This window comes from Iodidimonas sp. SYSU 1G8, assembly GCF_039655775.1.
Taxonomy (GTDB): Bacteria; Pseudomonadota; Alphaproteobacteria; order SMXS01; family SMXS01; genus RI-34.
Genome location: NZ_JBBYXJ010000001.1, coordinates 429,286 through 453,753, shown reverse-complemented (window position 1 = coordinate 453,753; position 24,468 = coordinate 429,286). Strand labels below are relative to the sequence as shown.

Annotated in this window: 28 protein-coding genes; 11 read left to right on the top strand and 17 right to left on the bottom strand. The window is 64.1% G+C overall.

Annotated features, from left to right (window positions below):
- The 5 genes from acpS to folK all read right to left on the bottom strand — a co-directional run bounded on the left by acpS (position 1) and on the right by folK (position 4,312).
- Positions 1–420 (bottom strand): holo-ACP synthase, encoded by a 420-nt coding sequence (acpS, locus tag WJU17_RS02185; RefSeq protein WP_346327374.1) that lies wholly within the window; start codon positions 418–420, stop codon positions 1–3.
- Entirely contained in the window at positions 420–1,157 is a 738-nt protein-coding gene (locus WJU17_RS02180; RefSeq protein WP_346325708.1) for a pyridoxine 5'-phosphate synthase, read from the bottom strand. The genes acpS and WJU17_RS02180 overlap by 1 nt, the downstream gene beginning before the upstream one ends.
- A 2-nt stretch (positions 1,158–1,159) precedes the next feature.
- Positions 1,160–3,283, bottom strand: coding sequence for a bifunctional (p)ppGpp synthetase/guanosine-3',5'-bis(diphosphate) 3'-pyrophosphohydrolase (locus WJU17_RS02175; protein WP_346325707.1), 2,124 nt, complete (start codon positions 3,281–3,283; stop codon positions 1,160–1,162).
- Positions 3,284–3,325: 42 nt separating this feature from the next.
- Complete coding sequence (gene rpoZ, locus WJU17_RS02170) at positions 3,326–3,730, bottom strand: DNA-directed RNA polymerase subunit omega (RefSeq protein WP_346325706.1); 405 nt, start codon at positions 3,728–3,730, stop codon at positions 3,326–3,328.
- A gap of 72 nt (positions 3,731–3,802) precedes the next feature.
- Positions 3,803–4,312, bottom strand: coding sequence for a 2-amino-4-hydroxy-6-hydroxymethyldihydropteridine diphosphokinase (gene folK, locus WJU17_RS02165; RefSeq protein ID WP_346327373.1), 510 nt, complete (start codon positions 4,310–4,312; stop codon positions 3,803–3,805).
- A gap of 167 nt (positions 4,313–4,479) precedes the next feature.
- On the opposite strand from folK, the gene WJU17_RS02160 reads away from it, so the two are divergent.
- Together WJU17_RS02160 and WJU17_RS02155 are read left to right on the top strand one after the other, a co-directional pair.
- On the top strand, positions 4,480–5,094 hold the full coding sequence (locus WJU17_RS02160; protein WP_346325705.1) for an NYN domain-containing protein: 615 nt from the start codon (positions 4,480–4,482) through the stop codon (positions 5,092–5,094).
- A 3-nt stretch (positions 5,095–5,097) separates the two neighbouring features.
- Entirely contained in the window at positions 5,098–5,760 is a 663-nt protein-coding gene (locus WJU17_RS02155) for a uracil-DNA glycosylase (protein ID WP_346325704.1), read from the top strand.
- 6 nt (positions 5,761–5,766) lie between these two features.
- On the opposite strand, the gene WJU17_RS02150 is transcribed toward WJU17_RS02155, so the two are convergent.
- Entirely contained in the window at positions 5,767–6,441 is a 675-nt protein-coding gene (locus WJU17_RS02150; RefSeq protein ID WP_346325703.1) for a sulfite oxidase-like oxidoreductase, read from the bottom strand.
- A 127-nt stretch (positions 6,442–6,568) separates the two neighbouring features.
- Here WJU17_RS02150 and WJU17_RS02145 point away from each other — a divergent pair, with 127 nt between their 5' ends.
- Positions 6,569–7,069: a GNAT family N-acetyltransferase gene (locus WJU17_RS02145; RefSeq protein WP_346325702.1), complete on the top strand. Its 501-nt coding sequence runs from the start codon at positions 6,569–6,571 to the stop codon at positions 7,067–7,069.
- 83 nt (positions 7,070–7,152) lie between these two features.
- Positions 7,153–7,566 carry a glycine zipper 2TM domain-containing protein gene (locus tag WJU17_RS02140; protein ID WP_346325701.1) on the top strand — a complete coding sequence of 138 codons (414 nt, stop codon included), beginning with the start codon at positions 7,153–7,155 and terminating at the stop codon, positions 7,564–7,566.
- Between the two features lie 58 nt (positions 7,567–7,624).
- On the opposite strand, the gene smpB is transcribed toward WJU17_RS02140, so the two are convergent.
- Positions 7,625–8,104, bottom strand: coding sequence for an SsrA-binding protein SmpB (gene smpB, locus WJU17_RS02135; RefSeq protein WP_346325700.1), 480 nt, complete (start codon positions 8,102–8,104; stop codon positions 7,625–7,627).
- Positions 8,104–8,976: a 4-hydroxy-tetrahydrodipicolinate synthase gene (gene dapA / locus WJU17_RS02130; protein WP_346325699.1), complete on the bottom strand. Its 873-nt coding sequence runs from the start codon at positions 8,974–8,976 to the stop codon at positions 8,104–8,106. Before dapA ends, smpB begins: the two co-directional genes overlap by 1 nt.
- Positions 8,977–9,095: 119 nt before the next feature.
- Here dapA and WJU17_RS02125 point away from each other — a divergent pair, with 119 nt between their 5' ends.
- Genes WJU17_RS02125 through WJU17_RS02110 form a run of 4 tightly spaced genes read left to right on the top strand, consistent with a single transcriptional unit; the run spans position 9,096 to position 12,030 of the window.
- Positions 9,096–9,422 carry a metalloregulator ArsR/SmtB family transcription factor gene (locus WJU17_RS02125; protein WP_346325698.1) on the top strand — a complete coding sequence of 109 codons (327 nt, stop codon included), beginning with the start codon at positions 9,096–9,098 and terminating at the stop codon, positions 9,420–9,422.
- Positions 9,419–11,167: a sulfate permease gene (gene sulP / locus WJU17_RS02120; protein ID WP_346325697.1), complete on the top strand. Its 1,749-nt coding sequence runs from the start codon at positions 9,419–9,421 to the stop codon at positions 11,165–11,167. Before WJU17_RS02125 ends, sulP begins: the two co-directional genes overlap by 4 nt.
- An 18-nt stretch (positions 11,168–11,185) precedes the next feature.
- Complete coding sequence (locus tag WJU17_RS02115; protein ID WP_346327372.1) at positions 11,186–11,608, top strand: YeeE/YedE family protein; 423 nt, start codon at positions 11,186–11,188, stop codon at positions 11,606–11,608.
- A 2-nt stretch (positions 11,609–11,610) separates the two neighbouring features.
- Positions 11,611–12,030, top strand: coding sequence for a YeeE/YedE family protein (locus WJU17_RS02110; RefSeq protein ID WP_346325696.1), 420 nt, complete (start codon positions 11,611–11,613; stop codon positions 12,028–12,030).
- Between the two features lie 10 nt (positions 12,031–12,040).
- Here WJU17_RS02110 and WJU17_RS02105 read toward each other — a convergent pair whose 3' ends face one another.
- The 4 genes from WJU17_RS02105 to WJU17_RS02090 all read right to left on the bottom strand — a co-directional run bounded on the left by WJU17_RS02105 (position 12,041) and on the right by WJU17_RS02090 (position 17,234).
- Complete coding sequence (locus tag WJU17_RS02105; protein ID WP_346325695.1) at positions 12,041–13,069, bottom strand: glutathione S-transferase; 1,029 nt, start codon at positions 13,067–13,069, stop codon at positions 12,041–12,043.
- Between the two features lie 17 nt (positions 13,070–13,086).
- A complete protein-coding gene (gene glcF, locus WJU17_RS02100; protein WP_346325694.1) occupies positions 13,087–14,367 on the bottom strand; it encodes a glycolate oxidase subunit GlcF in 1,281 nt (426 codons plus the stop codon).
- A complete protein-coding gene (locus tag WJU17_RS02095) occupies positions 14,368–15,606 on the bottom strand; it encodes an FAD-binding protein (RefSeq protein ID WP_346325693.1) in 1,239 nt (412 codons plus the stop codon).
- 143 nt (positions 15,607–15,749) lie between these two features.
- On the bottom strand, positions 15,750–17,234 hold the full coding sequence (locus WJU17_RS02090; RefSeq protein ID WP_346325692.1) for an FAD-linked oxidase C-terminal domain-containing protein: 1,485 nt from the start codon (positions 17,232–17,234) through the stop codon (positions 15,750–15,752).
- 40 nt (positions 17,235–17,274) lie between these two features.
- Between WJU17_RS02090 and WJU17_RS02085 the strand changes: the two genes are divergently transcribed.
- Positions 17,275–17,673 (top strand): GFA family protein, encoded by a 399-nt coding sequence (locus tag WJU17_RS02085; protein WP_346325691.1) that lies wholly within the window; start codon positions 17,275–17,277, stop codon positions 17,671–17,673.
- Positions 17,674–17,773: 100 nt separating this feature from the next.
- On the opposite strand, the gene WJU17_RS02080 is transcribed toward WJU17_RS02085, so the two are convergent.
- Positions 17,774–19,300 (bottom strand): carboxyl transferase domain-containing protein, encoded by a 1,527-nt coding sequence (locus WJU17_RS02080; protein WP_346325690.1) that lies wholly within the window; start codon positions 19,298–19,300, stop codon positions 17,774–17,776.
- A 113-nt stretch (positions 19,301–19,413) separates the two neighbouring features.
- Here WJU17_RS02080 and WJU17_RS02075 point away from each other — a divergent pair, with 113 nt between their 5' ends.
- Positions 19,414–20,799, top strand: coding sequence for an aromatic ring-hydroxylating dioxygenase subunit alpha (locus tag WJU17_RS02075; RefSeq protein ID WP_346325689.1), 1,386 nt, complete (start codon positions 19,414–19,416; stop codon positions 20,797–20,799).
- 6 nt (positions 20,800–20,805) lie between these two features.
- Here WJU17_RS02075 and WJU17_RS02070 read toward each other — a convergent pair whose 3' ends face one another.
- The 3 genes from WJU17_RS02070 to WJU17_RS02060 are packed head-to-tail and all read right to left on the bottom strand — an operon-like array spanning position 20,806 to position 23,168.
- Entirely contained in the window at positions 20,806–21,507 is a 702-nt protein-coding gene (locus WJU17_RS02070) for a class I SAM-dependent methyltransferase (protein WP_346325688.1), read from the bottom strand.
- Entirely contained in the window at positions 21,504–21,926 is a 423-nt protein-coding gene (locus WJU17_RS02065) for a nuclear transport factor 2 family protein (protein WP_346325687.1), read from the bottom strand. Before WJU17_RS02065 ends, WJU17_RS02070 begins: the two co-directional genes overlap by 4 nt.
- Positions 21,927–21,965: 39 nt before the next feature.
- Positions 21,966–23,168, bottom strand: coding sequence for an acyl-CoA dehydrogenase family protein (locus WJU17_RS02060; protein ID WP_346325686.1), 1,203 nt, complete (start codon positions 23,166–23,168; stop codon positions 21,966–21,968).
- Between the two features lie 176 nt (positions 23,169–23,344).
- On the opposite strand from WJU17_RS02060, the gene WJU17_RS02055 reads away from it, so the two are divergent.
- The gene (locus tag WJU17_RS02055; protein ID WP_346325685.1) at positions 23,345–24,064 is read left to right on the top strand and encodes an SDR family oxidoreductase; all 720 of its coding nucleotides are present in this window, start codon (positions 23,345–23,347) and stop codon (positions 24,062–24,064) included.
- Between the two features lie 9 nt (positions 24,065–24,073).
- On the opposite strand, the gene WJU17_RS02050 is transcribed toward WJU17_RS02055, so the two are convergent.
- Positions 24,074–24,436 (bottom strand): Rieske (2Fe-2S) protein, encoded by a 363-nt coding sequence (locus WJU17_RS02050; RefSeq protein WP_346325684.1) that lies wholly within the window; start codon positions 24,434–24,436, stop codon positions 24,074–24,076.
- Between the last annotated feature and the right edge of the window lie 32 nt (positions 24,437–24,468).

The following is a 24,468-nucleotide window of genomic DNA, read 5'->3' as shown; positions in this document are numbered from 1 at the left end:
TTATTTCAGCAGCGCGGCCATCTCGGCCGGCACCGCGGTGATCAGGACGATGGCCTGGGCCAGCGGAAAATCGTCGGTAATGGTCAAATGAACCTGCGCCACCATACCCGGCGGCGTCATCTGTTCCAGCCTAATCCGGGCGCCGTCGATCAATTCCATGGTCGGACGGCCCGAGGGCAGGTTTACCACACCCATGGTGCGCCAGTGAACGCCCCGCCTGATGCCGGTACCGAGCGCCTTGGAGCACGCCTCCTTGGCGGCGAAGCGCTTGGCGTAGCTGGCGGCGCGGTTCATGCGGCCATCGGACTTGCGCTGTTCGACCTCGGTGAAGACGCGGTCGACGAAACGCTGGCCGAAGCGTTCCAGCGACTTTTCCACGCGGCGGATGTCGATGAGGTCGTTACCGAGGCCCAAAACGATCATGGAATGCTCCGCCGGCCGGCATCCATCAGCGCCCGCATCCGCCGAATGACCGCGTCCAGCCCGATGAAGACGGCTTCGCCGACGATGAAATGGCCGATGTTCAGCTCGACCATGTTGGGAATGGCCGCCACGGCCTCGACCGTGTCGAAGGTCAGTCCATGGCCGGCATGGCACTCCAGCCCCAGGCGCTGCGCCAGCGCGGCGGCATCGCGGAGCCGGCGCAACTCGGTCGCTCTCTCGGCGCCGGTCGCCTTGGTATAGGGACCGGTATGGAGTTCGACGATATCAGCGCCCAGATGGCGGGCCGCTTCCAGTTCGACCGTCTCCGGATCGATGAACAGCGAGACGCGAATACCCTGATCCTGAAGCCGGGCGATGAACGGTTTCAGATGGTTCTGACCGGCATGGACCGCGAGGCCACCTTCCGTGGTCAGTTCCTGGCGCTTTTCGGGCACGAGACAGCAGGCGTGCGGCAGCACATCCGAGGCGATGGCCAGCATTTCGGTCGTGGCCGCCATCTCGAAATTGAGCGGCAGCCCGACATCCTTGAGGGCATACATGTCGGCGTCGCGAATATGGCGCCGGTCCTCGCGCAAATGCGCCGTGATGCCGTCGGCGCCCGCCGCGGCCGCGAGTTCGGCCGCCTTCACCGGATCGGGATGGAGACCGCCGCGCGCGTTGCGCAGGGTGGCGACGTGATCGACATTGACGCCAAGACGCAGATGGTGGGGCACGGTCAGCTCCGCACGCGGTCGACGGACTCGACCACCGTAAGCGTCCTGAGCGCGGCGATGATCTCCGTCAGATGCTTCACGTCCTGAACTTCCAGTTCGATCAATATGGTGAAAAGCCGGAGGCTGCGTTCGGTCAGCTTCAGATTGGTGATGTTGCCATGGTTCTTGCCGATCAGCGTCGAGATCTTGCCGAGCGCGCCCGGCTCGTTGTGGGAACGGATCTCGATGGAGGCGAGGTGGAAACCGTGCTGGGCCGCGTCCGCCTCCCAGGACAGGTTCAACCAGGCATCCGGATCCTCGGTCACGGTGCCGAGGGCTTCGCAATCGATGGTGTGGACAATCACGCCCTTGCCGGGTGTCACCACGCCGACGATCCTGTCGCCTGGCACCGGATGGCAGCATGATCCCAGGGTCATGGCCACGCCCGGATTGGCGCCGCTGACCGGAATGGCATAGGTGCCATCAACCGGCATGATGTTGGACCGCCGGTCCTTGCGGTTCTTTTCGCCAGGGAACTCGGCCTCGAGCACCTGGCGCACGGTGATGTTGCCGCGCCCGACCTCGACCAGCAGGTCGTCGACCGTCTTCATGGAGAGCACCTTGCAGGCAGGCTCCAGCGTCTGGTCGCTGAGATTGTAGCCGGCGCGGATGAAGGCGCGCTCGACCAGCTTCAGACCCAGTTCGTGGTACTCGCCCCTGCCCTGCATGCGCAGGAACCGGCGGATCGCGGCACGGGCCCTGCCCGACACCACGATGTTCTCCCACATGGGCGACGGCGTCTGCGCCCGCGAACGGACGATCTCGACCTGATCGCCATTGTTCAGCGGCGTCGACAGCGGCACCATGGTGCCGTTGACCTTGGCGCCGACGCAGGTATGGCCAACGTCGGTATGCACCATGTAGGCGAAATCGATGGGCGTCGCGCCGCGCGGCAGCGTGATCAGGTCGCCCTTGGGCGTGAAGCAGAAAACCTGGTCGCTGTAGAGGTCGATCTTGGTGTGCTCGAGAAATTCCTCGGGGCTTTCCGCGTTCTCCAGCATCTCGACCATGTGCCGCAGCCAGCCATATTGCAGGCCGTCGATCTTGTGCGCGTCCTGCTTGTAGCGCCAGTGCGCCGCGACGCCGAAGGTAGCGATGGCATGCATGTCGCGGGTACGGATCTGGATCTCGATGCGCTGCCGCTCCGGTCCCAGCACGGTCGTGTGCAGCGAGCTGTAATTGTTCGGCTTCGGGTTCGAGATGTAGTCCTTGAACCGGCCAGGCACCGCGCGCCAGGCGCCATGCACGACCCCGATGGCGCGGTAGCAGGCATCTTCGTCATCGACGATGACCCGGAACGCCATCACGTCGCTGAGCTGCTCGAAGCTGACATTGTCCCGCTGCATCTTGCGCCAGATGGAATAGGGCTGCTTCTGCCGGCCGAACACCTCGGCGATGATCCCGGCGCGCTTCAGCGTCTCCTCCAGCTCGCGCGTGACCCGTTCCTGAACATTGCCCGCCTTTTCGGTGAGAAAGTTCAGCCGGGTCACGATGGATTCGCGGGCGTCGGGATTGAGATAGAGGAACGAGAGGTCCTCCAGTTCGGTCTTCATCGCCTGCATGCCGATCCGCTCGGCCAGCGGCGCGTAGATCTCGACGGTCTCCAGGGCGATGCGCCGGCGCTTGTCGGGATTTTTGATGAAGTGCAGCGTCCGCATGTTGTGCAGCCGGTCCGCCAGCTTGACCAGAAGCACGCGGATATCGTTGGACATGGCCAGCACGAACTTGCGGAAGTTCTCGGCCTGCTTGGCGTCTTCGGAGGACAGCTCCAGCTGCGACAGCTTGGTGACGCCATCGACGAGCTGGGCCACCTCGTTGCCGAACAGTGCCTCGACCTCTTCATAGGTCGCGACCGTGTCCTCGAGCGTGTCGTGCAGCAGGCCGGTGACGATGGTCGCGTCGTCCAGACGCATGTCCGTGAGGATCGCGGCGACTTCAAGGGGATGCAGGAAATACGGGTCGCCCGAGGCACGCTTTTGCGACCCGTGTGCTTTCATGGAAAACACATAGGCGCGGTCCAGCAGGGACTCGTCTACATTAGGATCGTAGGCGCGGACGCGCTCGACAAGCTCATACTGCCGGATCACGCCGCGACCTCCCGCGATATCCGGCCATGGCTATGCCGGGTGTCAGAGGTCTTCTTCTCCGTCGACATCCAGGTCGTCAGCGCCATCGATGTTCATTTCCTGCTCGACCTCGTCGCCGCCAATGTCGGCAAACATTTTGTCGGACAATTCCTCGTGGACGGCGGACATCTGGCGGCCGGCGAATTCCAGGCTCAGTTCGTCTTCTTCCGGCTCGTCCCGTTCGACATAACGCTGCATCGTACGGATGCGCGCCTCGCGCAGTTCATCGGGCGTGATCGTACCGTCCGCGATTTCGCGCAGGGCGACGACCGGATCCTTGTCGTTGTCGCGGTCGATGGTCAACGGCGCGCCGGAGGAAATCTCACGGGCGCGCTGGGCCGCGAGCAACACGAGCTCGAAACGGCTGGGGACTTTCTGGACGCAATCTTCAACGGTAACGCGGGCCATTCAGCCACTCCTGCAACGCGGGTCTCGGACGAAGGAACGTTACATAGGGACATACTGTCCCGAAAGCAACATTTACAGCCGTTTTACGTCATTCGCATCGGGCAGGTCTCGTATGAGAGCATCGATCCCGACCCCTGTCACCGGATGCCGCCACCCCGGCGCGATCTCGTGCAGCGGCACCAGCACGAAGGCCCGTTCATGGACGCGCGGGTGCGGCAGAATCGGGCCGCCCTCGGCGGATTCAACCCGTCCGTCGTAATCGATGAGATCGAGGTCGAGCACCCGCGCCTCGTTCCGGTTCATCCGGACGCGGCCAAAGTCGTCTTCGATCCGGTGCAATAGAAGAAGCAGCGACGTGGGGTCGAGTGTTGTTACCACGCGGACAACACCATTAACAAAATCCGGCTGTTCGGACTTTGGAACGGGAGCTGTCGCGTACCAGGATGAGGATTCCGCCACAAGAATGCCGGAATTCTCCAGCATTATCAAAGCCGCTTCCAGACTAGATCTTGGCGATCCATACCGCGGCGTGGGAAGGTTGGCGCCCAAGGCAATGTAGATAGACTTGTCTCCCGGTGTCACAATCACGCGATCCTTTGATCCCGATGTCAAAATTGCTCTTCCAAACGGCCGTGCCGCCGCCTATTTTTCGACCGAAAGCCTGAATATGGCTTTCAGACCGCCACTAAGACGCATCAGCCCACGAAGACGCATCAGCCAAGACGTTTTTTCTAGGAGTGCCATTTAACATGATCTTCTACCCAAGTGAACGCATTGCCCTTTTCATCGACGGTTCCAATCTGTTCGCAGCCGCACGCACGCTCGGCTTCGACATCGATTACCGGGCATTGCTGAACACGTTCTCGAGCAAGGGACACCTCGTCCGCGCTCTCTACTACACGGCGATTCTGGAAGACCAGGATTTCTCGCCGCTCCGCCCGCTGGTCGACTGGCTCGACTACAACGGTTTCACCGTGGTCACCAAGCCGGCCAAGGAATACATCGATTCCACCGGCCGCCGTAAGATCAAGGGCAACATGGACATCGAGATCGCGGTGGACATCATGAGCCTGTCCGATCACCTCGACCATGTGGTTCTCTTCTCGGGTGATGGCGATTTCCGCCGTCTCATCGAAGCCGTGCAGCGCCGCGGCAAGCGCGTGTCCGTCGTCAGCACGCTGCAGACCCAGCCGGCCATGGTCGCCGACGAACTGCGCCGTCAGGCCGACAGCTTCATCGAGCTGGCCGATCTGGCGCCGATGATCGCCCGCGATCCGGCGGCCCGCGCCGCGTCGCAGGCCAACCGCGCCGCGCGTGAACAGGCCGCCACCGCCGCCGATGAAGAAGAGACCGTTCGCGCCTGACACGTGGCGGACGAGCAGATACAGACAGGCGCAGATAGCGGCCCACCGAAGGACTGTCCCTATTGTCCCCGGCTGGTCGCGCTGCGCCTGTCGCTTCGCGGCAAGCATCCCGACTGGTTCAATGCACCCGTCCCGTCATTCGGCGATCCGCACGCGCGGCTTGCCATTGTCGGTCTGGCACCCGGCCTCAATGGCGCGAACCGGACCGGTCGGCCCTTCACCGGCGACTACGCCGGCGACCTGCTGTATCGGACATTGATCGACCTGGGCCTGGCGTCCGGCGAATACGAAGCGCGGCCCGATGACGGGCTGGTCCTGAACGGATGCCTTATCACCAATGCGGTCCGTTGCCTGCCCCCGGCCAACAAGCCGACGCCTGAGGAAATCAACACCTGTCGCCCCTTCCTCTCGGGACAGATCGAGGCCTTGCCGGCCGTACGGGCGATCCTGGCGCTCGGCCGGGTCGCCCACGAAAGCGTCGTACGCGCCCATGGCGGACGCCTGAAGGATTTTCCCTTCGCCCACGGCGCCGTTCATGACCTACCGGGCGGCATTCGTCTGTTCGACAGCTATCACTGCAGCCGCTACAACACCAATACCCGCCGCCTGACCGAGGCGATGTTCATCTCGGTGATGACCGAGGCGCGGGACTGGGCCCGGCGCTAGCGGCGGCTACGAATACCGCTCTTCCTTCCAGGGATCGCCCTCGTTGTTGTAACCGCGGACCTCCCAGAATCCGGGTTTGTCCCGGGCGCTGATCTCGATCCGCTTGATCCATTTCGGCGACTTCCAGAAATAATACTGCGGGATCACGAGCCGCACCGGTCCGCCATGCTGGCGCGAGATGGGCTGCCCTTCCCAGCGATGGGCCAGCAGCGCATCAGGCGCGGCGAAGGCCTCCAGGGTCACATTGGTGGTGTAGCCGTCATAGGAGTGCATGATCACATGCCTGGCGTCGGCCTTGGGCCGCACCAGTTCCAGCACATGCGCCGTGCTGACGCCTTCCCAATGATTGTCGTAGCGCGACCAGGTAGTGACGCAGTGAATGTCGGAGATGTCCTCGAACACAGGCTGTTCGATGAAGTCCCGCCAACGCCACTCCAGCGGTTTCTCGACCAGTCCGTCCACCACCAGTTTCCAGCTGTCGAGCGGAACGTCGGGCTGTATCCCCAGGTCGAGCACCGGCCAGTCGCGCGTGAGCCGCTGTCCGGGCGGCAGCCGTTCCGTCCTGTCCTCCATTTTCTGGTTGCCGGTCAACAGACGGCCATCGCGCGCCCATTCCTGCTTGCGCCGGATCAGCTTTTCCTTGATCTCGCCGCGCATCTCGATGCCGTCATCGTCCGCCATGAGAGCTCCCACCTTGTTGTCGCGCATATCCTAGCGCGAAATCGCCGTTCGTCACACGGGGTAAGGAATGACAGCCGGTCGCCGCTGGCGTACCCTGAGCCGACACTCGCCGCTTTCGGGGAATGCCATGCAGAACGCCATCTGGCGGCCCATGACCGAAACCGATCTGCCCGCCGTCGATCGTATCGCCGGCCAGATTCATGCCGCCCTGCCCGAGCATGTGGACATCTTCGCCGAACGGCTACGCCTCTACCCCGACGGATGCTGCGTGCTGGCGATCGATGACGTGACCGTCGGATACATCCTGAGCCATCCATGGCATTTCGGCCAGCCGCCCGCGCTGAACAGCCTGCTCGGTCGAATCCCCGGCGATGCGGACACCTATTACATTCACGACCTGGCCCTGTTGCCGGAGGCCCGGCGGACCGGCGCGGGATCGGCCATCGCCGGCTGCCTTGCCGCCCATGCCGCGCAGCGTGGCCTGCCGAGCCTGTCCCTGATCGCCGTCTATGACGCGGCGCCGTTCTGGACGCGGCTTGGTTTCAATGCGCATGACGATCCTGCCCTTGCCGGCAAACTGGAAGGCTATGGCGGCGAAGCCCGCATGATGGTGCGTCGGACAAGCTGACAGCTTTGTCAGCGTCGCGGTATGGAACCACCGTCCGAAGCCGGCGTTCTCAGCAACGAGGGGCTGAATACAAGGAGGACGCCATGCGCACCATTCTTCTCGCCGCCGCCGCGACAGCCACCCTGCTCGCCGGTTGCGCCAGTGACGGCTATGACCGCCGCGCCGGGGGCTACTACGAATATCAACAGTACGACTACAATCGTCCAGATCCGCGGTATGGCTATTATGATGCCGGCCGCTACTACCGGGACGACAATCGGCGCTACAAGGAGTATCGCATGAGCCGCAACGACCGCCTCTATCGCGGCCGTGACGGGCGCTATTACTGCCGCCGCTCGGATGGCACCACCGGCCTGATCGTTGGCGGTGTGACGGGAGGCGCGCTGGGCGCCATCATCGCGCCGGGTGATTCCAAGGCGCTGGGCGCCATCATCGGCGCGGGCGCCGGCGCGGTCATCGGCAACGAGGTCGATCGCGGCAACGTTCGCTGCCGTTAACCCCTCGGTTTTTCCGAAGAGCCGGCATGGTCGCGAGGCCATGCCGGCTTTTTAATGTCTAACCCCGCGCGCGCAGCAGGCGCGCTTTCTGCTTCTGCCAGTCGCGGGCCTTTTCCGTCTCTCGCTTGTCGACGACGTTCTTGCCCTTGGCCAGTCCCAGCTCGAGCTTGGCCATGCCGCGGTCGTTGAAATAGAGCTTCAGCGGCACGATGGTCATGCCGCCCCGCTTGATGGCGATTCCGAACTTGTCGATCTCGCGCCGCTTCAGCAACAACTTGCGCGGCCGGCGGGTCTCGTGATTCATGTAGCTGGCCTGGTTGTATTCGGGGATATAGGCGTTCACCAGGAACATCTCCCGATCCTTCACCTCGGCATAGGATTCCGCGATGTTGGACTGGCCGAGCCGCAGCGACTTCACTTCGGAGCCGTGCAGCATGATACCGGCCTCCAGCGTCTCCTCGATGAAGTAATTGTGCCGGGCCTTACGGTTCTCGGCGACGAGCTTGCGGACCGGCTCGGCTTTTTTCTTGCCCGCCATCAGAGCAGCCCGGCATGGTCCATCGCCGCGCGAACGGTTTGACGGGTTGCGTCGCTCACCGAAACGAGCGGAAGGCGAAGATCGGGCGTGCACTTGCCCAGCAGGCTGGCGGCGTACTTGATCGGCCCGGGGTTGGTCTCGACGAACAGCGCGTGATGCAGCGGCATCAACTGATCCTGCAATTGCAGCGCCATGGCGTAGTCGCCCTGCAGCGTGGCATTCTGGAACCGGGACAACAGGCGCGGCGCCACGTTGGCGGCGACCGAAATACAGCCGACACCGCCATGGGCGTTGAAGGCGAGCGCCGTGCCATCCTCGCCGGACAGCTGGATGAAATCCTTGCCGCACTTCCAGCGCTGCAGGCTGGGGCGCGTCAGGTCGCCCGTCGCGTCCTTGACACCGACGATGTTGGGCAGCTCGGCGAGCCGGGCCATGGTCTCGACGCTCATGTTCACCACCGAGCGGCCGGGAATATTGTAGATGTAGATCGGGATCTCGACCGCTTCGGCGACGGCCTTGAAATGGGCGTACAGGCCTTCCTGGGTCGGCTTGTTGTAGTACGGCGTCACGACCAGCGCCGCATCGGCACCGGCTTCCCTCGCGTGGCGCGTCAGTGCGATCGCCTCGTCCGTGCTGTTGGAGCCCGTTCCGGCCATGACCGGCACCCGGCCCGCGGCGGCCTCGATGCAAAGCTCGACGACACGCTTGTGCTCGGCGTGGCTCAGCGTCGGCGACTCGCCCGTCGTGCCGGTGGGCACCAGCCCATGAGTGCCCTCGACGATCTGCCAATCGACGAAAGCCTGAAACGCCGCCTGATCGACCTGACCGTCCTTGAACGGGGTGATCAGCGCCGTGATCGAACCTCTGAACATGCTGTGCTACCGGGTGATGATGTGCCGTCGCGGGAACATAGTCACCGAAGGGTCACACGGCAAGCGGCACGCAATAAGGCGCTTGCTTATTATATTCTTAAAGTCGTATATTCAAATTCATGAATATATCTCATGCCATACCCATCGACCAGATGAAAGCGAGCGCCGGCCGGGCGTCGGATTTCCTCAGGTCCATCGCCCATCCGCAGCGTCTGCTCGTGCTGTGTCAGCTGTCCCAGGGCGAACGATCCGTGGGCGAGCTCGCTGAACTGCTCGACATGCGACAATCCACCCTCTCGCAACATCTCGCCCGCCTCAAGGCGGAAGGCCTGCTGGCGGCGCGGCGCGAGGGCACGATGGTGTTCTACTCGCTGGAGCGTCGTGAAGTCGTGCCGGTCATCGAGGCGCTATACGCCGTTTTCTGCGGGACATCGGATCCCTCATGAGCCGGCTGACGCGTTTCGTTCCTATCCTGGACTGGGGACGCGCCTATTCCCGCCGCGACCTGCCCGGCGACCTCATGGCCGGCAGCATCACCGCGATCATGCTGGTGCCGCAGGCCATGGCCTACGCCATGCTCGCCGGCCTGCCGCCGGAAGTCGGCCTTTACGCGAGCATCGCGCCGCCCATTCTATACGGTATTTTCGGATCGAGCCGAGCCCTCGCCGTTGGTCCCGTGGCGATTGCCTCGCTGATGACCGCGACCGCGCTGTCGGCCCTGTCGCCGGCCGGCAGCCCTGACTATATCGCCAACGCGCTCGTCCTCTCGCTGCTGATCGGGCTGATGCTGCTGGGCCTGGGCATCGCCCGCGCGGGCTTCCTCGTGAATTTTCTCAGCCATCCGGTCATCGCCGGGTTCACCAGCGCCGCCTCGATCCTGATCGTCATCAGCCAGCTCAAGCATCTTCTCGGCATCGACATCCCGCGCGGCGAGTCGGTGGCGACCCTGGTCAATCTCGCCCGCGGTCTCAGCGGGGCCAATGGAGTCACGCTGGCGATCAGCGCGTGTTCCCTCGTCATTCTCCTCGCCATGCGGGCGCCCCTGACCGCGCTGCTGCAGCGGCTTCGTCTCAGTCCGTTCACGGTGCAGTTGCTGACCCGGTCGAGCCCCCTGCTGGTGGTCATCCTGTCCGTCGTCGTCACTTCGGCCTGGCGCCTCGACGAAAGCGCGGGCGTCGCCATCGTGGGGGCCATTCCCAGCGGCCTGCCATCCTTCACAGTCCCCAGTCTCGATCTCGGCATCTGGCAGGCGCTGCTGCCATCGGCGGCGCTGATCGCCTTCGTGAGCTATCTGGAAAGCGTGTCGGTCGCCAAGGCGCTGGCGGCCAGGAAACGGCAGAAGGTCGATGCCGACCAGGAGCTGATCGGTCTGGGCGCGGCGAATCTGGCGGCGGCCTTCACCGGGGCCAGTCCGGTCGCCGGCGGCTTCGCCCGTTCGATGGTGAACTTCGCCGCCGGCGCCAATACGCCGCTCGCCTCGATCCTGACGGCCTTGCTGCTCGCCATATCGGTGATGTTCTTCACCCCGTTCTTCCATTACCTGCCGCAGGCGGTGCTCGCGGCGACCATCGTCGTCGCGGTCGTGGCGCTGATCGACGGTGCCAGCTTCGTACGCACCTGGCACTACAATAAGGCGGACTTCGCCGCGCAGGCGGGGACCTTCATGGTGGTGCTGGGCATCGGCGTGGAAGCCGGAATCATGACGGGCATCGTGCTGTCGCTCACGCTGTATCTGTGGCGCAGCAGCCGGCCCCACTTCGCCATCGTGGGCCAGGTCGATAACAGCGAACACTATCGCAACGTCAAGCGCCATCATGTCCGCACCGATCCGGCCATCCTGCTGTTCCGGATCGACGAGAACCTCTACTTCCCCAATGCCGGCTATCTGGAGGAACACCTCCGCGCGGAGGTGGCGGCCAATCCGGAGGTCCGGCACGTGGTCCTCATCTGCAGTTCGGTCAGCCTGATCGACGCCAGCGCGCTGGAGACGCTGACCGAGCTGCGCGACACGTTGCGCGCCGCCGACGTCACGCTGCATCTGGCCGAGGTCAAGGGCCCGGTCATGGACCGGCTGCAGGCCACCGACTTCACGCGGGATCTGGCGCCGGGCCGGATTTTCCTGTCGACCCACGACGCCGTCCGGACCCTGCGCGAGCGACTCTACGCCGATTCCTATGCCGCCGACATCTGAGGGAGATCCGTCATGGAGATCGTCAATTTCACGCCCCTGCCCGCTCTGATCGGCGGCATGCTGATCGGCCTCGCGGCCGTGCTGCTCATGGCCCTCAACGGCCGCATCGCCGGCATCAGCGGCATCCTTGGCGGCCTGTTGCCGCCTACGAAAGGCGACATCCCGTGGCGGCTCGCCTTCATCGCCGGACTGGTCCTCGGCGGACTCGGGTTCGCCGCGTTCGGCGGCGTCTCGACCATCGTCATCGAGGCGGAAGTGCCCCTGCTGATCGTCGCGGGACTGCTGGTGGGCGTGGGAACGCGCATGGGATCGGGCTGCACCAGCGGGCATGGTATCTGCGGCATCGGTCGATTGTCGCCGCGCGGCATCGTCGCGACCGTCATCTTCATGGCCGTCGCCATGGTAACGGTTTTCGTCACCCGTCATCTGATCGGAGCCTGACCATGACCCGCATCCTTTCCGCGCTGATCTGCGGCCTGATCTTCGGCGTGGGCCTGGCCGTCTCCGGCATGGTCAACCCCGCCAAGGTCCTCGGCTTCCTCGATGTCACGGGGCAATGGGACCCGAGTCTGGCCCTGGTCATGGGCGGCGGCCTTGCCGTCTTCGCCATCGGCTTTCCGCTGACCCAGCGCCGCGCCAGGCCGTTCTTCGCCGACGCGTTCCAAGTGCCGACACGCCGCGATATCGACCCCAGGCTCGTCGGCGGGGCGGTGCTGTTCGGCATCGGCTGGGGTCTTGCCGGGCTGTGTCCCGGCCCGGCCCTGACCGGGCTGGCCTTCGGCCTGGCGAAAATCTACTTCTTCGTCGCGGCGATGATCGCCGGCAGCCTCACCTACGGCATCTGGCTCAGGCGCGGCGCCTGAGCCGCGCCGATCAGGCGAGATACCGGTACGCGTCGGTGCCGGCCAGCAGGTGCTTCACCCTGGCCCTGTCGGCCTCGGCCATGCCGGCAAGCTTCTCGCGCATCACCTGCAAACAGCGGGCATGGTACTTCATGGGTTTCTGCGAATGAACCATGCCGTCCAGAACCGTGATCTCGAGGCGATCGGCTCCGGATTCAATGGCCTTCAGCGTCGCGTCGAGATAGGGTAGATAGACTTCGCCCGCCAGCCAGAGCAACTCCCTGACTCCGTCGCAGAGCGGGGCGTCGGCGTCGATCCAGTCGCCCTCGACGCCAGAGGCATCGTCGATGATCGTCAGCCAGGGCACCAGGCGCTTCGAGAGCTGGACCATGGTTCTGAACGAGGCAGGGTTCCAGAAACACTGATAGAGCTGACCGTAGAAGCCGAAATCCCCGAGCGATGGGCGCGAGCCGAAGAGATATTCCTGATCCCTGAGCACCAGATCCCAGGCGGAGACGATGCGGCCGAACATGTGCTCGATCAGCGCCACGTTCTGGGGCTCGATGCCGGCGACGGGCCATAGCGGCACCTGCCAGTCGCGGAACTTGTGCGCCGTCTCGCGCAGCGCGTCGTCGCTGGCGGGTCCGGTGCCCGGATAGAGCATCAGATGAGCGACGTAATCGGTGTCGCCGCCCTTGTCCTCGCCGACCCAGCGGTAATGGAACATCATCTTCGTGCCCCACTCGTCACCGAAATCCTCGAGCAGGTGCGCCAGGAACGCATGGGCCGGATCGGGCGGCAGGATCGAGCGCTCCTTGTGCCGTTCCTCGAGCAGATAGGCCATCGGACTGGAATCCACGTGCCAGACATCGTCCGGCTCGCCCGGAAAGTGAATCTTCGGGATGATTGGCGGCTTGATGTGGCGGGTTCGCTCCTGCACCGCCTTGGTGTTCAGTATCCAGTCATGCGGCAGGCGCCGGTAGCGCATGATCGCGCGCATCTTCACCGAAAACGGCGACGACAAGGATCCGATGACCTGATAGCGGCCGGTCGCGCTCATCTTTCCTCCCCAGGAAACTAAAGGCCTCGCGGCCTGGGCCCTCCCGTGGCCCAGTCCAGCAACTCCACAGTATGGACGACCGGCACGCCGGCGCCAGCCCGCAGCTGTGTCATGCACCCGATATTGCCGCTGGCGATGACCTGCGGCGACGTGGCCGCCAGACGCTCGAGCTTGCGATCGCGCAACTTGCCGGCGATCTCGGGCTGCAGGATGTTGTAGGTCCCCGCCGATCCGCAGCAGAGATGGGCTTCCTTCGGCTCGTTGACCTGGAATCCGGCCGCCCGCAACAGGTTGACCGGCTGACGCGCGATCTTCTGGCCATGCTGCAGCGAGCAGGGCGACTGATAGGTCACCCGCAAGCCCGACGGCTGCTCCGGCGGCATGACGCCCAGTTCGGCGAGATATTCGGATATGTCCCGCGCGAGGCCGGCGATGCGGGCGCCCCGCTGCGTCCAGTCCGCCTCGCCGCTCAGGACGAAGCCATAATCCTTCACCATGGTGCCGCAGCCAGAGGCGTTGATGATGATGGCATCCAGCCCGCCGCGGCCGATCTCGCCTTCCCAGATGGCGATATTGGCCTTGACCCGTTCGAGGGTCGCGCTTTCCTGTCCCAGATGGTGGGTCACCGCGCCGCAGCAATAGGCCTCGTGCAGAATGACCACCTCGCAGCCGTGCCGCGTCAGGACGCGGATCGTCGCGTCGTTGATCTCCGGACCGATCGCCTGCTGCACGCAGCCCATGAGCAAGCCGACCCTGGCGCGCCGGTCGCCCTGCGCGGCCACCGTGCGGTTCCGCTCGAGCGGCGCGGCGATGGGTCCATCCGGCGCCATGTCGACCATGTCGCGCAGTTTCCGCGGCAGCAGATCGGCCATGGGCTTGGCGATCTTGGCCAGCCGCAGCGCCCAGCCGAACATGGCCGGACGGGGCAGCAGCCAGCCGAGCAGGCGACGCTGCAACCGGTCCGGCAAAGGCCGTTCATAGGTCTCCTCGATATGGACCCGGGCGTGGTCGACCAGATGCATGTAGTTCACGCCGGACGGGCAGCCGGCCTGACATCCCAGGCAGGACAGGCATCGGTCGATATGCTGGACGGTGCTGGCGTCGGCCGGTTTGCCGCCTTCCAGCATCTCCTTCATCAGGTAGATTCGGCCGCGAGGGCTGTCGAGTTCATCGCCCAACACCGTGTAGGTCGGACACTGGGGCAGGCAGAAGCCGCAATGGACACAGGTGCGCAGCGCCTTTTCCGCCTCCCGCACGTGCGGATCGGCAAGCTGGTCTTCAGAAAAAAGTGTACGCATTCAGGCGGCGCCGGACAGTGGAACAGCTCCCATCCGGCCGGGGTTGAAGATGCCGCTGGGATCGAACCCAGCCTTAACACGCGCCGACAGTTTGGCAAGCCCTTCCGCCTGCGGCTGGAACACCGCCTCCTCGCGGCGCAGGAATTCCGGGGCGCGCACCAGCATGGCATGGCCGCCCTGGGTCATCGCCGCGCGAATCCGCGCGCCCTGCCCTGCGGTCGCCGTTTCATAGCCCAGCCAGACGAGGCCACCGGCCCAGTCCATCAGGTAGGAATCCGCTCCGGACGCCTCGACGATCGCGGCGCCATCGGTGGGCGGCACCGACACTCGCCAGACAACCTGATGATCGGGCGGCAACAGCCATGCATCGCGCAGTTCCGCCCAGAAGCGGCTGGAGTTGGTGCTGTGAAGCTCGTCCAGCGGCCCGAAAGGCGCCAGCAGCTTCTTCAATTCCTCCATGCGGTGGGCGACGGAGACCGCCGGGCCTTCGACGCGCAGCGCGGTGATCGCGCGCCCGGCCCGGCCCACATAGGCCACCTGCGACCGGGACGCCTCGCCGAACGGCACGTGGGCCAGGCCGGAGACCTCGTAGGGACTGTTCGCCGCGATGCCCATCGCCTCCACCGCCCGTTCCGGCCTGAGGCCATGGATCAGCAGGGTATGGGTCTTTTCCGGCGCCGGCAGCACCTTCAAGGTAATCTCGGTGAAGGCGCCGAGGGTGCCGAACGCGCCGGTCATCAGCTTGTGCAGATCATAGCCGGTGACGTTCTTGACGACCCGGCCACCGGACTTGAAGCACTCGCCGCGGCCGTTGACCGCATGGGCGCCCAGGACGAAATCACGCGCCGCGCCGGCCTTCACCCGCCTCGGCCCCGAACTGCCGACCGAGATCGCGCCGCCAATGGTGCCCGGCGCGCTCTGGCCGGTGAGCAACCAGCCCCAGTCGAGCGGCTCGAAGGCCAGCATCTGATGACGTTCCGCCAATAGCCGGTTCACTTCCGCCAGAGGCGTTCCCGGCCGGACAGAGATCACCAGCTCTTCCGGTTCGTAGAAGACCACGCCGGCGATGCCCGAGAGATCGACGCGTGCGGGCGCACCCTGTCCGTTGCAGGACACCGGGCAGCCGAGGCCCCGTTTGGTGCCGCCGCCGACCAGTTCCAGGGCCAGGGATTCGCCCGACGCCCAGGAGATGAGCTCGGCCAGTTCTTTCTCGTCCGATGGTTTGTATGCGCTCGCCATGCACAGATAAGACTGCGTTTTGCCGCACTGCACAAGTGTTTGCATGCGCAAGAACGTCACAAATGCATTTTTATATTTCGAATTGTAAGTATAATTTAATTATTCTAGTTCATTGGGTTACAGACGATACCTATCAAGCCACATCAGAATCGAGGCAAATCCGGAAAGGCGGTTTGCCCCCGATGAACGTGCATTGCACCCAATTCGGCGCACCGGTGCAGGGTCGGAAACACCTTGCCTGGATTCAGGTGCTGCCCCGGGTCGAACGCGCATTTCAGCCGCTGCTGCTGTTGCATGTCGATATCGGTGAACATTTCGGGCATCAGGTCGCGTTTTTCGGTCCCGACCCCATGTTCGCCGGTGAGGACGCCTCCCACCGCCACGCAGAGCCGCAGGATATCGTGACCGAGATGCTCGGCCGCCTCCATTTCGCCGGGAATATTGGCATCGTAGAGAATCAGCGGGTGCAGATTGCCATCGCCGACATGGAAGACATTGGCGATGGTCAGCCCCGATTCGCGGGACAGCTCGCCGATCCGCGCGAGCACCTCGGCCAAACGGTTACGCGGAATGGTGCCATCGAGCACGTAATAGTCCGGCTTCATCTTGGCCGCCGCAGGGAACGCTGACTTGCGGCCCAGCCAGAACAGCAGACGTTCCTCTTCCGATTCGGATGCCCGGACGCCGATCGCGCCATTGCGGGCGGCGATCAGGCTGACCTGCTCGATCAGGTGATCGACCTCTGCTGCCGGGCCGTCCAGTTCGCAGATCAGGATGGCCGCCGCATCGGCGGGATATCCCGGCGCGCAATATTCCTCGACCGCGTCGATGGTGATGCGGTCCATCATTTCCATGCCGGCCGGAATGATGCCCGACGCGATGATGTCGGCGACACAGGCGCCGCCCGCCTCGATGCTGTCGAAGGATACCAGCAGGGCGCGGACCGTTTCCGGTTTTGGCAGGATACGAACCGTGACCTCGGTGATGACGCCGAGCAATCCTTCCGATCCGGTGATGATGCTGAGCAGGTCGTAGCCGACGGGATCAAGGAACTTGCCGCCGATCCGCAGGATCTCGCCCTCCATGGTGACCAGCTCGACGCCCAGGATGTTGTTCACGGTCAGGCCATATTTCAGGCAATGCACGCCGCCGGAGTTCTGCGCCACGTTGCCGCCGATGGTGCAGGCGATCTGGCTCGAGGGGTCGGGCGCGTAATAGAACCCGTCATCCTCGATGGCCCGGGTGATCCCCAGATTGGTCACGCCCGGCTGGGCGACCACGGCACGGTTGCCATAGTCGATGTCGAGGATGCGGCTGAACTTGGTCATCGCAAGGAGTACGCCGCCGGCCACCGGCGTCGCGCCGCCCGACAGGCCCGTCCCCGCCCCGCGCGGCACGACGGGAACGCCGAACTCCCTGCAGAGCTTGAGCACTTCGGCCACCTGGATCGTGTTCTCGGGCAGCACGACGATGCCGGGCATCTGCCGGTGCATGGTCTGGGCGTCCGTTTCGAACGGCTTGCGGGAGATCTCGTCCGTCACGACGCATTCGGGACGCAGCACCTGACGGAAGCGTTCCGCGAGGGCGCCGAGATCGGGCGTGTGCAACTCTGGCGTGGCGATGTTCATGCCGCCACTATACTGCCCGCCTCGCATGGAAGGAACGCGGATGACGGATACAATCTCGCATAATGGTGGCTGCCACTGCGGCGCGGTGGCGTTCGAGGTGGATGCTCCGGCCGACGTCGTCGTCCAGGACTGCACCTGCTCGCTTTGCCGGATGACCGGGTATCTCCACCTGATCGTGCCAGCATCGCGCTTCCGGCTGGTGCGCGGAGAAGACGCCCTGCTCACTTATACGTTCAACACCGGCACGGCCAGGCACCTGTTCTGCAAGCGTTGCGGCATCAAGTCATTCTATGTGCCCCGGTCGAATCCCGATGGATTCTCAGTGAATCTACGCTGCGTAAACCGTTCCACCTTTGAGAGTATCGTGATCGAACCCTTCGACGGTGCGAACTGGGAAGTCCATGGCGACTCATTGCGGCACCTGAGCCTGGACCCGTAGCGAGCGCCAAACAGTCACTATCCGGATGTTGGAAGACCGGCATTGTCTGGATCCCGCCCTTCGGCGGGATGACGGCCTTTGATACGTGCCGCCATCCCCTTCAGAACTTGACTGGCCAATTCGCCAGCCTGTGCTTGCCAACGCTGCGGGCGTGCGTCCTCAGGGCCCGGATGATGAAATCGCGGGTTTCGATCGGATCGATGACCGCCTGGGCGGCGAAGGCTTCGGCGAAATCGAAGGCCGAGGTTTCGCCGGAAACGGCGCCCAGCAGGGCCGCGAATTTTTCCGGATCGTCGTCGTGCTTGACGCCGTGGACCACGTTCACCGCCGTCGCCGGATCCATGAAGCTGATCTCGCCGCCCGGCCAGATGGCGGTTTCGCTGGAGCGGCCGACATTCATGTTGTGCAGCGCCATGCCGAACGCCTTGCGAAGCACGACGGTCACGGTCGGCACGGTGACCTGATCCAGCGCCAGGATCCAGTTCATGATCTTGCCGCCCAGCCGCTCCCTCTCGCCGGCGCGCCCGATGAAAAAGCCCGGCGTGTCGGCCAGGAAGACCAGCGGAATGTTGAAGCTGTCGCACAGCACGATGAAGGGCAGGATCTTGTCGCAGGCCTGGGCATCGAACGCGCCGCCCTTGAACATGGGGTTGGAGGCGACGATGCCCACGCTCTGCCCGTCCAGCCGCGCGAAGCCGGTCACGGCGACCTTGGCGAAGCCGTCCTTGAGCGGAAACCAGGAACCGGGGTCGACGATGATGTCGATGGCCTTGCGCATGTCGTAGACGCGGTTGCGCTGTTCTGGAACGATCCCGAGCAGCCGTTCCTGATCCAGACCGGCGCCGTCCGGAACCGGTGCGCGCGGCGGCAACTCGTCCGCGTTGGACGGCAGATAGGACAGGAAGCGGCGTACCAGCGACAGGGCCTCGGCATCGCTTGCCGCGATGGCATCGGCCATGCCCGTTTCCGTGGCATGGACGCGCCAGCCGCCCAGTTCCTCGGCATCCACCGGCTCGCTGATCGCCAGTTCGGTGACGCGCGGCGAGGCCACGCCCATGATCGCGCCTTTGCGCAGCACCACGAAGTCGGACACCATCGCCTGCCAGGTGGAGCCGCCAAAGCTCTGGCCCAGAATGGCCGAGACCCAGGGAACGTGCCTGTCCTTCTGATAGCCGCCATTGGCGAAGCTGACGATGGTGTCGGCCATGCCGCGCGCGCCCATGGCGTCGGGAATGCGCGAGCCCGAGCATTCCCCCAGCTCGACCAGCGGAAAGCCGCCGCGCTGCGCTGCCTTCTTGACGTAATTGTGCTTCTTGCCCGCGATGTTGGCCGAGGACGCGCCGAGCACGGAGAAATCCGACGCGCTGACGCCGACCCTTCGTCCGTCGATGGTCCCGAATCCGCTGACCACGCCATCGGCGGGCGACTTGGCGCGGATCTCCGGCCTGTCGGCCACGGCGAGCAAGCCCACTTCGGAGAAACTGCCCGGATCCAGCAGGCCGTCGATCCGCTGACGCGCGTTGAGCAGGCCGGCGGCCGCCATGTTGTCGAGGATCCTGGGCGAGCCCATTGCCCGAGCCTTGTCCTGACGCCGCCGCAGCTCGTCGCGCTTGTCGTCGAAATTCATGATTTCTCCCCTTGGTTTCCGACCCGAGCCTAGCAGAACGCCGCGCTTGGGCGCACGCGCCAACCGCGCTAGGATACCGGCCGGTAAACGGGCCTGGGGAGGACGCGGAGACCATGAAATTCGCCAATTTCGCCGAACGTTCCTATGACCATCAGGTCGGCTGGCACATCAATCCCGATGCCGGTGAGAACGCGCCCGAGCGCAAACTGCCCTATGTGGACAATGGCACCGGCAGGATCGACGCCGCACGCTATTACGACGCTTCCGTCGCCGCGCGCGAGTGGGACAGGCTCTGGACGCGGGTCTGGCTGATCGCCGGGCGCGCCGCCGACATCCCCGGCAAAGGCGACTGGTTCCGCTTCGACATCGGCAAGGAGAGCGTGATCGTCGTCCGCACGGGGGACGGGCCCGGGGATATCGCGGCGTTCTACAATGTGTGCCATCACCGCGGGAATCGGCTGGTCATGGCCGATTTCGGGCACGGCGATCACTTCACTTGCGCGTTTCATTCCTGGCAGTGGAACCTGGACGGCAGCCTGAACCGGATCACCGACCGGGACACGTTCCGCGAACCGCTGGTTCAGGACAATCCCGCCCTGACGCCGGTCCAGTGCGACCAGTGGGGCGGCTTCGTGTTCATCAATCTGGATCCGGCACCGGCGCAGACGCTGACCGACTTTCTCGGCTCGCTCCCCGCGCAATTGGCGCCGTTCCATTTCGAGGACATGGTGGTGGTCAAGGACGTGGAAACCTGGTGGCCCGCCAACTGGAAAGTGGCGCTGGACGCGTTCCTCGAGAGCTATCACGTCCATTCGATCCATTCGGAGATCCTGCCCTTCTACGACGACTACTATCAGCAATGGGACCTGCTGGAGAACGGCATGAGCCGGATGCTGATGGAATTCGCCGCCGTCAGTCCGCGCCTCGAGGATCAGGACAGCCTCAATGACGGGCTGAAAATGATGCTGGAGGACGCGGGGATGGATCCCGCGAGCTTCGAGGGATCGGCGCGCGACGTGCGCAAGGCGATCCAGCGGCACAAGGTTCCCGCCTATCAGGCGCAGGGCAAGTGGGACGACGGACTGGTCGAAAACCAGGCAACCGATGACTGGGCCTATTTCATCTTCCCGAACGTGACCCTGAACATCCATCCAGAAGGTTTCCTGTTCCAGCGGTTCAGGCCCGACCCGAAGGACCCGGAAGGCTTCATCTACGACATCCAGGTGATCCTACGGCCGGTCGAGACCGCGCGGCCGCCGGTCTACATGGGCGTGGAGGACGGCACGGACTGCTCGGGCAAGACGCGGCCCGAGCGGCGCCATATCCGCCACGGCGAGCCCGGACTCGGCTTCGTGCTGGAACAGGATTCCATGCTGGTGCCGGTGGTGCAGCAGGGCCTGCGTTCGCGGGCGTTCAAAGGGATGCGCTTCAGCGAACAGGAACAGCGCCTGCGCCATTTCCATGCCGAGCTGGACCGCTACCTCAGCGGCGAAAAATGATCGGGGCTATTTGCGCGCCACATAGATCGAGAATGGCGGCACCTTGTCCTCATTGATCCAGGGCTGGCCGTCCCCGGCAGTGCCGAGCGGCTGGTGCAGTTGCACGACCGACAGCCCGGCGCCCGCGAACACCTGCCGGTAATCGGCGTCGGTCCAGTAATAGTCGGTCAGTTCAAGGCCGACTTCGCTGAGAAAGACCCGAACGGCATCGCCCGAGCGGCAGTCGCGGTTCTCGGGGTAATCGACCTTTACGGTCGCCCATTCATGGGCATAGAGCTCCTCGGCGCCGATCAGCAGAATGAAGACGCCGCCGGGCCGGAGAACGCGGGCGATTTCCGCCGCCGTCGCGGTCATCTCGGCGATGGTCGGGATTTCGAAGAACACCAGCGAGGAAAAGGCCATGTCGAAGCTGGCATCGGCGAAGGGCAACACGCCCGCCTCGATCTTCACGTAAGTGCCGTCGGGATCCAGTTTGCCCGCCGTCTCGAGCATGGCGTCGGAAATATCGACGCCGGTCACCGTCAGTCCCTGACGCTTCAGCAGGCGGGAAGAACGTCCCGCGCCGCAGCCGTAATCCAGCGCGGCCGAACCGCTCACATGCCGGGCGATCAGATCGGGAACATCCCGGAACGCCAGATACATGGTGCCGGTGAATTCGGCCCGGCCATACTGGTCGGCCGTTTCGGCATAGTCGTTGGTTAGGGTCATTGCGGCTTTCTGGCCTCCGCCAGATAAGACATCACGGGCTCGAGCCGGAACATTTCCCAGAACTTGACGATGCGGTCGTCCCGGAAGGTGATCAGATCGACCTTGTCGACGGTCTCGATCCGGTCGGAGCCATGGGCCTTGTAGGTCATGCGGCAGAACCAGGCGATCTGGTCGTCATCTTCCATGTGATCCATGAGCTGGCAATCGAGCACGTCGACTTCTTTCGCCACCATGTCGAAGAATGCCAGAACGCCGCGTTTGCCGGTCCAGCGGCCCGACCATGGAAGGCTGCCCGGTGCCCCGACGGAACACCAGTCCACATCATCGGACAGCACATTCAGCAGGGGCTGCAGATCGCCGGTCGCGCGCCGGGCATAAAGAAACCTGAGCAGTTCGACATGCGTCTGCGCTCCGCCCATGAACAGGCTCCCCTCCCGGCATGAATAATGCCGGGTAGTCTACAGGCGCAGCACCAGTTTGGCGATGATGTCGCGCTGCACCTCGTTGGAGCCGCCGAAGATGGACTGAGCGCGCTTGTTGAGATAGGTGCCGATGGCGGGCGGGGCATAATCGGGTCCCGGCAGCCAATCGTTGATCTCGTAAAGCGGACGTCCGCCAGCCGGCATGGGCGTGGCGTAATAATCGAGCGCCTCGATCATCAGCTCGCTCATGCGCTGGCCCAGATCGACCGACGTCGATTTCATGATGGAGGACTCGGCGCCCGGCGGCTGACCGGCCGCCAACCGCGACATCATGCGCAGCTCGGTGATTTCCTGAGCCATCACGCCGATCTCGACCTTGGCCAACTCGGCGGCGAAGTACGAGTCGTGGATCAGCGGAAGCTGACCACTGACCTGCGACGAGACCACGGTCTTCAGCTTGCTGAAGGCTGCCTTGAGGTAACCGGACGATCCGCCGCCGCGCTCGAACTCGAGCAGGAACTTGGCGTATTCCCAGCCTTGGTTTTCCTCGCCGACCCGGTTCTCGACCGGCACGCGCACGTCGTCGAAGAACACCTGATTGACCTCGTGGTCGAGGCCCATGGTGATGATGGGGTCGATCTTGATGCCCGGAGTCTTCAGGTCGATGAGCAGGAAGCTGATGCCTTCCTGCTTCTTGCCCGTGTTGTCGGTGCGCACGAGGCAGAAGATCCAGTCGGCGTGGTGGGCATGTGTGGTCCAGATCTTGCTGCCATTCAGCACGTACTCGTCACCCTCGCGCACCGCGCGCATCTTCAGGCCGGCCAGATCCGAACCGGCGCCCGGCTCGGAATAGCCCTGGCACCAGTAATGCTCGCCGTTGAGGATCTTCGGCAGGAAGAAATCCTTCTGCTGCTGGGTGCCGAAGGTGAAGATCACCGGACCGACGTAGCGGATGCCCATCGGGATGATGCCCGGCGCGCCCGCCGCGGCGCATTCCTGCTGGAAGATGTAGCGCTGGGTCGCGTTCCAGCCGGTGCCGCCATATTCCTTCGGCCAGAAATACGCCAACCAGCCCTTTTCATAGAGCTTCCGCTGCCATTTCTCGGCGATGTCCTTTTCGACGAAGACGGTGGTCGTCATGTCGGTGGCGCGTTTGAGATCGGGGGTGAGGTTCTCCTTCAGGAAAGCCCGCACCTCGTTCTGGAACGCCAGATCTTCGCCCGTGTAGTTCAGGTCCATGTCGGCATGCTCTTCAATGGTCAACCGGATTTGGCGCGCACTATAGGCACGCGCCGCACAGATGCAAATAATCTTGACGGTCCGGCCAGGTGCCGACGGCGACGGGCGCGGGAGAATCCGGCTTCCTGCCGTGCACCCGCCATGCCTATCATCAGGCGACAAAAAACGGGGAGGACATGATGCCAAGCATTCTCGTCACCGGCGCCAATCGTGGATTGGGCCTGGAGTTCGTTCGCCAATATGCGGCCGACGGATGGCAGGTTCACGCCTGCTGCCGGGATCCCGAAGCCAGCACGGATCTGAGTGAGATCGCCGCCGGGTCGGATGGGCGGGTTACCCTGCACGCCCTATCGATTGGCGAGGCTGGCTCCATCGCCCGCCTCGCCCGCGAACTGAACGGCGCGCCCATCGATATCCTGCTGAACAACGCGGGGACCTACGGACTCAAGGGGTTCGCCGAGGGCGGCATGGAGGCGCAGGCGTTCGGCGGCATGGATTATGAGGGATGGGAGCATGCCTTCGCCATCAACACCATGGCGCCGCTGCGTCTGATCGAAGCGCTGATCGGCAACGTGGCCGCGTCGGAGCAGAAGAAAATCTTCACCATCAGCAGTTCGATGGGCTCCATCGCCGCGCCGCCGGGCGGCCACCTCGCCTATGGCTCTACCAAGGCGGCGGTGAATTTCGTCATGAGTACGCTGGCCATGGATCTGCGCGGCCGCGGCATCACGGTGATGTCGCTGCATCCCGGCTGGGTGCAGACCGACATGGGCGGCAGCATGGCCCCGGTCTCGCCGCAGGCGAGCATCGCCGGGCTCAAAAAAGTCATGGCCGGCGCGTCGCTGGCGACGTCCGGCCACTTCATCGGCTGGGATGGAAACCGCGTTCCCTGGTAGGGAATGCCCTCAGAACATGCCCATGGCGCCGCGCACCTTCTTCTCGGGCGCGCCGGTAATCAGCACCTCGACCTGGTCGCCCTCGACGCGGAGCTTGTAGGTCTTGATCGGCGCCCAGGCCGGCGGGCCGAAGCTGCCGTCGATCAGGCTGAACCGGGCGCCATGCAGCGGGCACATGATGTGATTGCCACGAATCCTGCCGCTCTCAAGGGTCGCATCGGCATGCGAGCAGAGATTCTCGACGGCATAGAAGTCGTCGGACTTGGTGCGGGCGATCAGGACGTCATGACCTTCAACCATGAAGGCCTTGCACTTGCCCTGCTCGATGTCGGTCGTCTTGGTGACGGGAAAATAGGTCCCTTCTTCGGACATCGTCTTTCTCCGGGGTAACGGTCAGGCGGTTC